Raw genomic sequence first — 13,278 nt, forward strand, 5'->3', positions numbered from 1 at the left:
CTGGTGGCCACCTCAATCTAGAATGGAGAAATGGCCGACCAACTGTATCTGAGTCTGTGGTATCCGAATTTTCGCCTGACTTCGCTGGGGCCTGCGCTGCTGGGCGTGATGCGTCAATTCAACCTGGCAGGTGGAGAGCGCCTGGTGCGCGCCGCAGCGGCTTACCCCATCTCGTGGAACGAGGCTCCCGCTTACCAGCGCGTATATGACGAGGATGAGACCGAGGCTGCTGCTCCGGAACAGGCCGTTCCTGCCGCCCTTGAGCTTCTGCATGACGATTTTGCCTACGAGTTTGAGCTGAGCTGGGAGCTTTGGACGCCGGAGGTAGCAGGCGATCTTGACCCCATCTGGCGCAAGGAGCCCTGCGTGGTGCGCATCATCGGCTTCGGGCCTGAGTTCGATGAGGGCTCGTATGAGCAGAACGGGCAGATCCGCGTCGACCTGGGAACCGATTCTCCTTTTCTTTACGAGGAAGTCAACCTCGACCCTGATGCTGCTGCGCGCGTCAAAGAGAATGTTCAGCTGCTGATTGATTTTACCAATGGAGTGCAGCAGCACTGCGGAATTTCTTCGCGGCTTCTCTGGTCAGAATCAGGCGAAAGCCTGGCCCAGAAACTGATCGCCAGACTTCAGCAGGTGAATTAAAGCAGCGAGTGAGAAATATGCCCAGCAGGAGCACAAATGACGCGCAAAGCGCGCGTCCGCCCATGCGGCCAGTCTTGCGCATCACTGTAAAGAGGCTGCGATGGTTGATCATTGGGCTGGCCTGCCTGATGGTGGTTGTGCTCGGAGGCTTTCTGGTTTATGCGCGGTACCGGGTTCACCATATTACGAAAGACCTGCCCGGAAAGCTGGGCATTAATATTCAGCAGACGGCAAATGGGTTTACTTACTCGCAGTCGGAGCAGGGGCACACCGCCTTTACCATTCACGCGTCGAAGCTGGTGCAGTTCAAGAGCGACGGACATGCAGTTTTGCATGATGTAGCGATTACGCTTTATGGCCCTCCGGGAACAAACCGCGAAGATCACGTCACTGGCAGCGATTTTGACTACGACCAGAAGAACGGCATTGCCCGGGCACAGGGTGAAGTGCAGATTGATTTGCAGGCGCCGCAGAAAGATTCGAACCAGCAGGCAAGCGAAAACAACACGATTCATGTGAAAGCAACCGGGCTCGTCTTCGACCAGAAGACCGGTATTGCCACCACCGATCAGTATGTCGAGTTCCATCTCCCGAGGGCCGAAGGGAAGGCAGTGGGCGCGAGCTTCGATTCGAAAAAGGGAGTGCTGATTCTCGACAAGCAGGTGGAGATGACCTCTGACGCCAACGGGTCGCCGGCTACCGTTCGCGCGGTGCATGCACAACTCGAGCGCGATTCACAGCAGGCTTATCTGCTGCATGCGGAAAGCGAGTTTCGCAACACGCGGAGTTCATCAGACCAGGCGATTGTCCATTTCCGCAAGGATGGATCGGCGGAGCGCATCGATGCAAAAGGCAACGTGCATACAGTGATGGACAATGGCGCACAGACCATATCGCAGACGGCGAACATTTTTCTGAACGAGAAGAGCCAGCCTCTGCAGGCGTTGATGGGCGGCGGTGTGAATTTTGTGGACAACGACCCGGTGCACAGCATGCACGGGAATGCCGTCGAGGGCACGCTGACGTTTGAGAATTCGGAGATGAAGCATGCGCAGTTCCGCAATGCCGTGAGCTTCGTCGATCAGGAACAGAAGCTGGCCAACGATCCCAACGGCTCGGCCACGCGGCAGATACAGGCTTCGAAGCTGGATCTTGATTTTGTTCCCGGCCCGGATAAGAAGGCCGTGGCGCAGAAGGCTTTGGCTACGGGCAATGCGGTGGCGACGCTGCGGACCTATCCATCGAAGGGCAAGAAGGAAAACACGACGATCAGCGGCGACCAGCTGCTGGCAACGCTCGCCGATGGCCGTACAGTGCAGCAACTCGATGGTTCAGGCCATACAAAAATGATTGACATCGCCGATGACGGCTCGACCAACGTGACCACCGGCGATACTCTGCACCTTACGTTTCAACCCGCAACGGCCGGTCAGGCGAAGAAGAATGCAACCGGGCAGGAATCGCAGATTGACACCGCGGTGCAGGAGGGCAATGTCCGTCTGACGCAGACTCCAGCAAAAAGCGCGAAGGGGGCCAAGCCTCTGCAGGCTGTGGCGGATCGCGCGGAATACCACGGCAGCGATCAGGTGCTGCACCTTACGGGGAGTCCACGGATCAATAATGGCGACGCGGACGTGACCGCGCAATTCGTCGATTACCACCGCGACACAGGCGATGCATTGGCCAAAGGCGACGTGAAGGCCACATACCAGAACCAGCCGAATCAACCGAATCAGCCCGCATCTGCGCAGAGCACAGGCTTTGGAGGGCAAGGGCCGGTTCATATTGTTTCTGAAGAAGCGGAGCTGCACCACGCGACCAACGACAGTGTCTTTCGCGGACATGCGCGCATGTGGCAGCAAACCGGGAACACGGTCTCCGCTCCGGTGATCGAGCTTTCCAGAACGCAGCAGATATTGAAGGCTCACGGCGACGGCGGAGGCAACGCGCCGGCTGTGGATACGACGATCGCCTCGATGATGGGGCCGAAGAAGCAGCAGAGCGTGGTTCGCGTGAAGAGCCAGACGCTGGTCTACTCTGACAAGGACCGTCGCGGCGATTTTACCGGCGGAGTGCTGGCGCAATCGCCAAGCGGCACGATTCGCTCGGACCAGGCGCAATTTTTCCTGGAGTCTGCACAAACAAAATCCCCCGCACAGACAAAGTCTCCGGCGCAGACGAAATCTCCGGAAGGAAAAAGCGCGGCGCCTCCCTCATCGCAGATTGAGAAGATCGTGGCGCAGGGGCACGTGCTGCTGACGCAGCCGGGCAGAAAGGGTGAAGGAGAGCAACTGGTGTACACCTCGTCTGATGGAAACTACGTGCTTACTGGTACTTCCGCGAAGCCGCCTTTTGTCGTGGATGCAACGCGCGGCACAACGACGGGCGCCGCGTTGATTTTCAATGACCAGGATGATAGCGTCGAGGTCAGTGGGGGACAGTCGGCGGCTGTTACCAAAACGCACGCTCCGAAGTAGATGCAGAAGCTTTCAACCGACGAAATCGGGAAGTCCTACAAAGGCCGCCAGGTGGTGCGCGGCGTAAACCTGGAAGTATCTCAGGGAGAAGTCGTCGGGCTGCTTGGCCCCAATGGCGCCGGGAAGACAACATCCTTTTACATGATTGTCGGGCTTGTTCCGCCGGACACGGGCCGTATCCTTGCTGACGGTGCGGACATCACGCGCGTGCCCATGTATATGCGCGCGCGGCAATATGGCATCAGCTATCTACCGCAGGAGCCGTCAGTTTTCCGAAAATTAACGGTTGAGGAAAACATTCTGGCCGTGCTCGAAGTCCAATCCCTGACGCAGGAAGTGCGGCGGGCCAGGACGGAGAAACTGATCGATCAGCTGAATTTGGGCCACATCCGCAAGACGCGCGGCTATGCGCTTTCCGGAGGTGAGCGGCGGCGCGTGGAGATCGCCCGCTGTCTGTGCATCCAGCCGTCATTTATTTTGCTCGACGAGCCCTTTTCGGGAATTGATCCCATTGCGGTACTCGACCTGCAGGAAATCATTTATGACCTTAAAGCGAGCGGCATCGGCGTGTTAATAACAGATCATAACGTTCGCGAGACGCTCTCAGTAACGGATCGCGCATACATCATTAACGAGGGGCGCATCTTCCGCCACGGCACGCCGGAGGAACTGGGGAGCGACCCGGAGGTACGGCGCGTGTATCTGGGCGAGGGTTTTTCGCTGAACTAGTTTGTGGCTCCCGTCCTGTCGCAGGAGGGCTCGGATTCAGTGATGATTCGCCGTTGTGTCTTGGTTATAGCGGTCTCAGGCCGTGTGTGGAAGCGTGTAGACTGGGGGTTACCCTCCCCTTATCCTGAAATGTGCTTTTGATGGGTAGTTAGGCAAAGAATGGCTCTTCTCCAACCAAAACTCAGCTTGAAAGTATCGCAGCGGCAGATACTGACGCCCGGCCTGATGCAGATGGTCAGCGTGCTGGCGTTGAACAAGCTTGAGCTGAAGGAGATGATCCAGTCGGAGATCGCCGAAAACCCCATTCTCGAGGAGATGGAAGAGAGCGTCCCGCTGCTGGACGACGTTGCCAGCCGCGAAGAACAGCTGACGCAGCCAGCAGAGGCAGGCTTTGAGGAGCGCCAGAAATCCGACCCCTTCGACGAGATCGATTTCGGCTCCTACTTTCAGGAGTATCTTGATCCCGGATTCCGCTCTCCGGATAGTTTCGAGGTCACTGAAAAGCCCTCTATCGAGAATTTTCTTTCGCAGCCCAGCACGCTGACCGACCATCTTTTTTGGCAGCTGGGTTCGCTGAGCCTGTCACCGGTAGTTCGCGATGCAGCTGAATACATCATCGGTAACCTGAATGAAGACGGATATTTAACGGCGACTGATGAAGAATTGCTTGAGGGTTATCTGCGCGAGCAGCTGGAGCCGGAGCCAGAAAACGGGGACGCTGTCGCTCAGGAACCGCAGGGGCATCATCTGCTCCATTTTGCTGAGGTGCCAACGGCAATTCGCGACCGCGCCAAGGGCCACTTGGCGGCAGCGCTCGATGTGGTCAAAACACTGGATCCTGTCGGCATTGGAGCCCGCGACCTGCGCGAATGCCTTCTGCTGCAGCTCGAAGCGCAGCGGCGTGAATTCGAGCTGATCTACGAGCGGAAGAACGGGGAGCAGAAAAACAGCACCGCCGAGGATGGAGATGAGCCGGAGCAGGATGCACCCCTTGTAAACGGCCACGCAAAATCCGTGGATTATTCCGAGCAGCGTGCCGTTGTCTTCGATGCCGCGAGGGAAATCGTTGATAAACACCTTCAGCTTTTGCAGCGGCGCGATCTTCGCGAGCTTTCCCGGGCACTGGGCCAGCCGCAGGAAACCGCCCAGCAGGCAGTGGATGTGATTCGCGCACTCGATCCCCGTCCGGGACAGCGCTACAATCGCTCCGATGCGCGCCTGATTGAGCCGGACGTGGCTTTTGCCAAGCGCGGCGACGAGTACGTCGTGGTCATGAATGATGAGGACATGCCCACCCTCCGCCTGAACCAGGGCTATCGTCGTATGATCTCGCAGGATGGCACAGAGAAGGATGTCAAAGACTACGTCAAGGAACGCTACCGTTCTGCCATCCAATTGATGCGCAACATCGAGCAGCGCAAGAACACCATCCTCCGCACCTGCGAAGCGATCATCAGGCGGCAGACGGAGTTTCTGGAAAAAGGTGTGGACGCGCTGAAGCCCATGATGATCAAGGAAGTGGCCGAAGAAATTGGCGTGCATCCATCCACTGTGAGCCGGGCGGTATCCAACAAGTATGTGCACACGCCGCAAGGTGTTTATGAGCTGCGCTTCTTCTTCTCGGAGGGAGTGAATGGTCCTGAGGGATCAAGCACTCCACTGATGTTGTTAAAGCGTAAGGTGAAGAAACTGATCGAAGACGAAGACGCGCGCAAACCACTTACTGATGATCAGATCGCCAACATTCTCCAGTCACAGGGCATCGATGTAACCCGCCGCACCGTCGCCAAATACCGTGAAGATATGCGGATTCCAAGCACTCATCAGCGGCGCGTGCGCGGTTGAGGTAGAATCTGTGAACCCGCCGTTCCCCTCGGCGTAAAATTTTGGGAAAGGGAGCTTTCGCCATGCAGGTTGAGTACACTGGCAGGCAGGTGACCGTCACCCCCGCTCTTCGCACGATCGCTGAAGAAGCCGTCAAGCGCATCGTGAAGATCCTCGGAAAAACAACAGGCATACACGTTGTGCTGACAGCGGAGAAATATCGCCAGTTTGCCGAGATCACTATCAAGACGCGCCTGCAGAATATTGTTGCTACATCGGAATCAAACAATATGGAGACGGCCTTGCGCGAAGCCCTGGACAAGGCCGAGACGCAGGCCATCCGCTGCAAGAAAAAGATTCAGTCAAAGAAACGCCAACCCAAGGAAGAGAAGCTGGCCATCGAACCACAGCTTACGCGTCCCCGGCGTGCGGCACGCACTGCCGCCGCAGCAGCCAGCGAAGAGAAACCTGCCGAAACCGCTGCCAAAAAAGCCAATGGCAATGGTCACTCCAAGCAGGTGATTCCGGTGACCGTGCATACCTTCCCGGCGCGTGTTCCAATTCCGGAGCCACACGTCGTCCGCTCAGCCGATTCCGTTGCCATCCGCCCCATGACACTCGAAGAAGCCGTGAAAGAAGCCGAGTTCCGCGACCGCGAAGTCTTCGTCTTCCGCGATCATGAAGGCAATGTAAAAGTCCTGCACCGCAAACGCGACGGCAAGATGGAGCTCATCGAAGCCCCGTGACTCCGCGTCACGGCGGCACGCGCCTTTGGCGCCATTCTTGCCGTTGCTGGTTGCATTGGCTTACTTGGCGCTCCCGTTGGTCACTTGCTTCACTGGTTCCATGTCAGCAATAAGAGCGGGAGTGGTTTCTCCCGCTCTTATTGCTGGTCCGCCCGTGCGGCCAGCACCGCTCCGCGCGTAGCGGCCGCCGGAGGCATAGACATAACATGCAATGGTAGGATGGGCCCATGCCGAAAGCTGCGCGTAAGCCTGCAGGCCCATCGAAGAAGGTAAAGTCTTCATCTGTTCACAATGCTGATGAGAGCCGGGCACTGGTGATTATTACCGGGCTTTCGGGATCGGGAAAGCTTTCTGCGCTCAAGGCATTTGAGGACATGGGCTATTACTCGGTCGACAACATGCCGATCGAGCTGGTGCCGCGCTTCGCTGAGCTGATTGACGAGTCGACCACGGCAACGAAAGCTGCGCTGGTGGTGGATGTGCGCGAGGGGCAGGGGCTGGAGCGCTTTCCTCAAATGCTGACGCATATCAGGCAGGCGTTGCCGACGACGGTTATCTACCTCGAAGCATCGGAAGCGGCCCTGGTGCGGCGTTTTTCTGAGACGCGCCGACCGCATCCGCTGGGTCGGCAGGACATGGTTGCGGAGGCGATTCAGGCCGAGCGCAAGGTGCTCGATCCCATCCGCAATGTTGCGGACATCATCATTGATACGTCCAATTTCAATGTTCACGAGCTGCGCGCGCATATTCAGAACAGGTTTGCCGGTACGGGCAGCAGCGGCAAGGCGCTGCTTGTTTCCTCTATCAGTTTTGGCTACAAGAATGGCGTGCCGCTCGAGGCCGATCTTGTCTTCGATGTGCGTTTCCTGCCGAACCCTCATTTCATTCCTGAATTTCGTCCGCTTACCGGGAAGCATCCCAAGCTCATTGCCTACCTGCGCAAATTTCCGCAGACACGCGAATTTCTGGATCGCGTGACCGACATGCTGCTCTTCCTGCTTCCGCATTACATCCATGAAGGCAAGAGCTATCTGACCATCGCCTTCGGCTGCACCGGCGGTCAGCACCGCTCAGTGATGATTGCCGAGGAGATCAGCAAGCGCCTGGCAAAAGAGGGCTATCGCGTAAAGACAGCCCACCGCGACCTCCCCAGGGACTAGGTGCTGGCCGCACGGGCGGACGCGCTTCGCGCCATTCGTGTGGATGCTGGCTCCTACGGCTTACCTGTCGCTCCCGTTGGTCGCTGCTTCTTGCTATGGGGCTGCAGAATTGCTCAAACAAGCTGAAGAATTGCCAACCAAGCAAGTTGTCATCCCGACCGAAGCGCACAGCGCGAAGCGGAGGGACCTGCAGTTTCCTTACGGCTGCATTCATTCCTGATCTGGCATAGCCGTTCCGATTACTTAGGCTTGCCTTTACTGGACAGCACGAACTGATTGCCGTCGGGGTCCTGAAAAATGGCACTTGATCCCCAGGATTCATTCTTCGGTTCGCGCGTGAATTTCACTCCTCTGGACTCCAGTGTCTTTGCGGTTGCAAACACGTCATCGCACCAGAAGGAGATGGACTGAAACTTGCCGATGCGGTCTTCATGCCCCGGAGGCGTGAACAATGCGAGCCCTGATTCCGCGCCAGGAATGAGGAGCTCGATCCATCGCTGGGTATCGCTGAAAGGCTGGTCGGTGATCACCTTGAATCCCAGGGATTCGGTGTAGAACTTCAGTGCAACATCCTGGTCTTTTACCGGAATGCTTACAAACTTGATGCCTCGAATCATGCTGTCTCCTGTCAATATCGGGAGCATAACTAGAGCACTTGCCATTTACAATCACCCAGCCATTGCTATATGAACAACTGGTATAGCGATGGCAATCCTTGATGATTATGTGATCGACGTACTGATGCGTGACCTGGTAGGGCACGACCGGAGACCAGTCAGTTTTCTTGTGTATCTATGGCTAGCCGCCGAGAAAGCGCGCAGGAAGGGAGCGGTCCAGGTAAGTTATCAGGAGCTGGCGGAAACTATTGGTGTATCGAAGAGCTCGGCGCAGGCGGCTGTAAGCTGGCTGGTGCTGAGGAAGCTGCTTGCCGTGCGCAAAGAGAATGCAACGGCGACGCCGTGCTATAAGGTGCTGAGCCCATGGAAGGATGCCGGGCGTAGGCATTGATCTGCGCAGCAGCGACCAGCGGGAGCGGAAATGGAAGCCGACCCAGCCAACCTCAGCACGAATGGCGCCGAAGGTGCGTCCGCTGCATGCAATGCCGCGTCTGCTCCATGCAATGGGTAGAATATACAGATGGTTTCTTATTGGCTGATGGAGCAATGGCGTAAATGAAAGGCATCCTGCGTCTGCTCTACTATGTGCGCCACTACTGGTGGCAGGCGCTGGCTTCGGTCATTCTTATGGCGGCAGTTGGCCTGCTGGACGCTTTTCGCGTGCTGCTGGTCAAGCCGATCTTTGACCATGTATTAAATCCCGGCGGCTCCAATCAGCCCATTCAGCTCTATACGATTCCCGGTACGCATTATCAGTTCACGCTGCAACAGTTTGTTCCACACTACTTTCATAACGAATTCAACATTGTCGCGTTCGCGCTCGTGGTGTCGACGCTGCTGAAGAGCGTCTGCGACTATGCCGGGACATACCTGGTGAATTATGCCGGCTTCGGCATGATTACCGATCTGCGCGATGACCTTTACGAAGCGATTCTGCGGCGGTCGGTGTCGTTTTTCCAGAAGCATGCGACCGGCACGCTGCTTTCGACGCTGATCAATGACATTGAGCGTGTGCAGTATGCCATGTCATCGGTGTTGTCGGAGTTCCTGCAGCAGGTATTCACCCTGCTTTTCACCTTGGGCGTAGTGATCGCGCTTGGCGGCAAACTCGCGTGGGCGCTGCTGATCTTTGTGCCGGTAGTGATTGGTTCGATCCGCCGCATTGGCCGCGATGTGCGCAGCACCACACGCAAAGGGCAGGACAGGCTGGCGGAAATCCAGAACATTCTGCACGAAACGATCACCGGCAACCGCATCGTCAAGGCCTTCAATATGGAGTTCTGGGAGCTGCTTCGCTTCCGGGACGCGGCGCGGCGGCTGCTGAAGGCAAACCTTCGCTCGGTGAGAGCGCAGGCTATCAGTTCTCCGTTGATGGATTCGATCGGGGCCATCGCAATTGCGCTGCTGCTTCTGGTCGGGCGCAACGAGATCAAGAACGGAGCAATGACGGAAGGGACGTTCTTCGCCTTTATCGTAGCGCTCTTCAAGCTCTATGATCCGGTGCGGCGCTTCGCCATCTTCTACAACAATTTCCAGCAGGCGCTGGGCGCGTCGTCTGCAATCTTCACCTTCATGGATGATCAGGACGAGCTGGTCGAAAAGCACCGCGCCTACACGCTGAAAGATTTCCAGGATACGATCCGGATTGAGGACGTGGGCTTTGCCTATCGCGACGATGAAGGCGAGAAGCAGGTGCTGCACGATATCAAGCTGGAGATCCATCGCGGGGAAGTCGTGGCTCTCGTCGGCCCCAGCGGTGCGGGCAAATCAACGCTGGTCAATCTGATTCCGCGCTTCTTCGATGTAACTTCGGGGCGCATCCTGATCGATGGCCGCGACTTGCGCGATGTGAGTGTGCGTTCTCTTAGAGACCAGATTGGCAAGGTCACACAGGAGACGATTCTCTTCAACGATACTGTGCGTAACAACATCGCCTACGGGCAGCCTGACGTTCCCATGCAGCGTGTCGAAGAGGCAGCGAAGGCCGCGCTCGCGCACGAGTTCATCCTGCGCATGCCGGATGGATATGACACTGTGATCGGCGAGAAGGGCTTCCGTCTTTCCGGAGGCGAGCGGCAGCGGCTGGCAATTGCGCGCGCAATCCTGAAGAATGCGCCAATCCTGATTCTGGACGAAGCAACTTCGGCGCTCGACACGGAGAGCGAATCGCTGGTGCAGGCAGCTTTGAGCAACCTGATGCAGGGACGCACAGTGGTTGTGATCGCGCATCGTCTCTCAACCGTGAGGCGCGCCAACCGCATTGCTGTGATAGAACAGGGGCGCATCACCGCGGTTGGCTCGCATGAAGAGCTGATGCGGACTTCGCCAACTTATCAGAAGCTGTATCAATTGCAGTTTATGGATGCGACAGCTCATCCAGAAGTAAGCGTCGTTGCCGCACTACCTTAAAGAAGGATTATGAGTTCGACAAACGTTTTCTCCATGACCGGATTTGCGCGTGTGTCTGGGCGCATCTCTGAGACGCTGGGTTACACCCTGAGCCTCAAGAGCGTGAACCATCGTTTTCTCGACCTGCATCTGCGCATGCCTGGCGGGACCGAGTCGCTTGAAATGCGGCTGCGCAAGTCGCTCAAGGAAAAGCTGAAGCGCGGGCATCTGGAGGTGACGCTTTCGATCGACCGCAGCGCAAAGGCTGAAGCGCAATACAACGACGCGCTCGTGGCTGCATACGTTGCTGCTTTCCGTAGCGCTGCTGCGCGCCATGGACTCGCGGGCGAGCCGGATCTGAATGCGATCTTCCGGCTGCCCGGCGTGCTCACAGGCGATACGCGTAATTCAGAAGAAGAGATGCAGGCGCTTGAAGAAGCAGCGATGCAGCAGGTGGATGGCCTGATCGAGTCCCTGAATACGATGCGCTCTGCAGAAGGCGCGTCGCTTGCCGATGAGCTGCGCAGGGGGCTGAAGCGCATGGGCGAATTTGTCGAGCAGGTGGCCGAGCTCCGGCAGGATGTGCAGAAAATCTACTTTGAGCGCATCAGCCAGCGGCTTACAGAGATGCTCAACGGCAACCTCGACCGCGAGCGTGTTCTGCAGGAAGCCGCGCTGCTGGCAGAGCGCAGCGACGTTGAGGAAGAGATAGCGCGCATGCGCACGCATATCGCTCACTTTGAATCCTTGCTCGATCAAGGCGGAGAAATCGGCAAGAAGCTGGATTTTCTGCTGCAGGAAATGAACCGCGAGTCCAACACTCTGCTGTCGAAGACCAGCGGCCTTTCCGGCAACGGAACGAAGATTACCGAGATCGGCCTGGGCATGAAATCAGAAATCGAAAAAGCAAGGGAACAAGTCCAGAACTTGGAGTGACTGGCCGTCACGGGCACAGCCTGTCCTGAGCGAAGTCGAAGGACGCGCCTCGCGCGCCTTTCTTGCCGTCATTCTGAGGACCCTGGCCTGAACAACGTGAAGGGGAAGCGGACGAAGAATCCATGCAATGCTGATTTCAGGCGACGCACTTTCAAGTTTCTAACCAAACATCGCTGTGTACTGAAACTATGGACTGTAAGGAAGGCAATTTGGCGGGAATTCTATTCATCATCTCAGCCCCTTCGGGCTCGGGCAAATCAACACTGGTGAACCAGATTCGCTCTCTCATCGACAATCTGGAGTTCTCCATCTCTTACACCACACGTGCCCCGCGCGGGTCAGAAGAGGACGGCCGCGAATACCACTTCACCACGCGGGAAGAGTTTGAGCGCATGATTCAGAACGATGAATTTCTGGAATACGCAGAAGTCTTTGGTAATTACTACGGAACGGCGCGGCGCTCGCTCGCTGAGGCCCGCGCGCACAGCAAAGACCTTCTGCTCGACATTGATGTGCAGGGTGCAGCCCAGGTGCGCCAGCGGGTTCCGGAGGCGGTCAGCATCTTCGTCATGCCTCCCGCGCCGGATATCCTCGCGACCCGCCTGCGCAACCGCAGCCGGGCGGAAGGTAGCGTCCAACCAGAAGTAATCGACCGCCGGCTCGCCGAAGCACGGAAGGAGATTGAGAATTATCGCGAATACAGCTATATTCTCGTCAACGACATTCTGGCTCGAGCAGAAGACGAACTGCAGGCCATCATCATCAGCGAGCGGCTTCGCCAGGGCGGTACGACAGATTCGCTTCCGCGCGAGGAAATCGCCCGGTTGATGACGGTGGCTGAAGGTTGCAGGCAGGAGAATGCAGGGGAGCGTGTTCGTCCCGTACTGGGCGCGTTTGGACTGTCCGGGACGGAAACAGCTTAGCCATAACCATTTGGAGGATGAGGCAATGAGTGTGGAGCAGTCGTTCGACAGCAATTTCCGCTATGTTCTGGTGGCCGCACGCCGCGCCCGCCAGTTGCAGAATGGATCAGCGCCGCTGGTCATGTCCAAGTCGAGCAAAGCATGCCGTATCGCTCAGGATGAAATCGCCGCAGGCAAAGTGGGATACGTAAAAAGTGATACGCCGGTGGTGAAGCCTGAAATTGCGGGTGCGGATATTCCTCGATTCGCGATTTCTTAAATGCAGTAGTTAGTTCTTAGTGGACAGTAGCCTAGTCTTTTTGATCGTCTGGTCAGAACACTTGAGACTAATGACTGATAACTAACAACTTCCTTCAATGCTTAAAGACCTGCATCATCAGCTCGGACTGCACCTGGTCGAGCTGCTTCAGGGCAGCTTGGAGTGTGGGCCGGTCTTCAAGTGATGCGCTGTGCATGATCTCGTTCAGGCGGAACGTTGTATGGCGCATAAGAATTTCCGCGTTCTTCAGCTTGCGTGTGTCCTCCGCCATCCCCATATGAATTTTCTGCGCATAACCCTGGATTGCCTTTAGCGTCTGCGAGGCATGCGTAAAGTCGCCGGAAGACAGTTCCTGCCCGGCCATCTCTGTCATGTCATGGACAATCTGCGCATAGAGGAAACACTGCTCCTTGGGCGAGGCGTGGTCAGCCTTGGCTTGAAGCAGCAGAAGAGTTTGCGTGTCCGGTATCTTCTCGTCCGCGCCATTGGCGCGGGCACACGGAACAAGCAGGAAAGTTGCGGCTGCGATTGCTACGAACCTCATGGAGCGCCTCCTTACTGCGCCACGGGAACG

Annotated in this window: 13 protein-coding genes; 11 read left to right on the forward strand and 2 right to left on the reverse strand. The window is 57.0% G+C overall.

Annotated features, from left to right (window positions below; all coding sequences use genetic code 11):
• Window positions 1-30 precede the first annotated feature (30 nt).
• From AC5S16_RS00315 to rapZ, 6 genes are all read left to right on the forward strand, one after another.
• Window positions 31-645 (forward strand): hypothetical protein, encoded by a 615-nt coding sequence (locus AC5S16_RS00315; RefSeq protein ID WP_493928007.1) that lies wholly within the window; start codon window positions 31-33, stop codon window positions 643-645.
• Between the two features lie 17 nt (window positions 646-662).
• The gene (gene lptC / locus AC5S16_RS00320) at window positions 663-3,122 is read left to right on the forward strand and encodes an LPS export ABC transporter periplasmic protein LptC (RefSeq protein ID WP_493928008.1); all 2,460 of its coding nucleotides are present in this window, start codon (window positions 663-665) and stop codon (window positions 3,120-3,122) included.
• On the forward strand, window positions 3,123-3,851 hold the full coding sequence (gene lptB, locus AC5S16_RS00325) for an LPS export ABC transporter ATP-binding protein (protein ID WP_493928009.1): 729 nt from the start codon (window positions 3,123-3,125) through the stop codon (window positions 3,849-3,851).
• A 159-nt stretch (window positions 3,852-4,010) separates the two neighbouring features.
• Window positions 4,011-5,696 carry an RNA polymerase factor sigma-54 gene (locus AC5S16_RS00330; protein WP_493928010.1) on the forward strand — a complete coding sequence of 562 codons (1,686 nt, stop codon included), beginning with the start codon at window positions 4,011-4,013 and terminating at the stop codon, window positions 5,694-5,696.
• 62 nt (window positions 5,697-5,758) lie between these two features.
• Window positions 5,759-6,421 carry a ribosome hibernation-promoting factor, HPF/YfiA family gene (gene hpf, locus AC5S16_RS00335; protein ID WP_493928011.1) on the forward strand — a complete coding sequence of 221 codons (663 nt, stop codon included), beginning with the start codon at window positions 5,759-5,761 and terminating at the stop codon, window positions 6,419-6,421.
• Between the two features lie 227 nt (window positions 6,422-6,648).
• Complete coding sequence (gene rapZ, locus AC5S16_RS00340; RefSeq protein ID WP_493928012.1) at window positions 6,649-7,581, forward strand: RNase adapter RapZ; 933 nt, start codon at window positions 6,649-6,651, stop codon at window positions 7,579-7,581.
• Window positions 7,582-7,820: 239 nt separating this feature from the next.
• On the opposite strand, the gene AC5S16_RS00345 is transcribed toward rapZ, so the two are convergent.
• A complete protein-coding gene (locus AC5S16_RS00345; RefSeq protein ID WP_493928013.1) occupies window positions 7,821-8,198 on the reverse strand; it encodes a VOC family protein in 378 nt (125 codons plus the stop codon).
• A gap of 88 nt (window positions 8,199-8,286) precedes the next feature.
• Between AC5S16_RS00345 and AC5S16_RS00350 the strand changes: the two genes are divergently transcribed.
• The 5 genes from AC5S16_RS00350 (at window position 8,287) to rpoZ (ending at window position 12,704) form a co-directional block, all read left to right on the forward strand.
• Window positions 8,287-8,589 (forward strand): helix-turn-helix domain-containing protein, encoded by a 303-nt coding sequence (locus tag AC5S16_RS00350; RefSeq protein WP_493928014.1) that lies wholly within the window; start codon window positions 8,287-8,289, stop codon window positions 8,587-8,589.
• A 164-nt stretch (window positions 8,590-8,753) separates the two neighbouring features.
• On the forward strand, window positions 8,754-10,607 hold the full coding sequence (locus tag AC5S16_RS00355; RefSeq protein ID WP_493928015.1) for an ABC transporter ATP-binding protein: 1,854 nt from the start codon (window positions 8,754-8,756) through the stop codon (window positions 10,605-10,607).
• Between the two features lie 9 nt (window positions 10,608-10,616).
• On the forward strand, window positions 10,617-11,522 hold the full coding sequence (locus AC5S16_RS00360) for a YicC/YloC family endoribonuclease (protein ID WP_493928016.1): 906 nt from the start codon (window positions 10,617-10,619) through the stop codon (window positions 11,520-11,522).
• Window positions 11,523-11,731: 209 nt separating this feature from the next.
• On the forward strand, window positions 11,732-12,445 hold the full coding sequence (gene gmk / locus AC5S16_RS00365; protein ID WP_493928017.1) for a guanylate kinase: 714 nt from the start codon (window positions 11,732-11,734) through the stop codon (window positions 12,443-12,445).
• 25 nt (window positions 12,446-12,470) lie between these two features.
• Complete coding sequence (rpoZ, locus tag AC5S16_RS00370) at window positions 12,471-12,704, forward strand: DNA-directed RNA polymerase subunit omega (protein WP_493928018.1); 234 nt, start codon at window positions 12,471-12,473, stop codon at window positions 12,702-12,704.
• Window positions 12,705-12,798: 94 nt separating this feature from the next.
• Here the strand turns inward: rpoZ and AC5S16_RS00375 are convergent, their stop codons facing one another.
• Window positions 12,799-13,248 carry a hypothetical protein gene (locus AC5S16_RS00375; protein ID WP_493928019.1) on the reverse strand — a complete coding sequence of 150 codons (450 nt, stop codon included), beginning with the start codon at window positions 13,246-13,248 and terminating at the stop codon, window positions 12,799-12,801.
• Window positions 13,249-13,278 lie beyond the last annotated feature (30 nt).

It is taken from the genome of Acidobacterium sp. FHG110202_01, assembly GCF_059115305.1.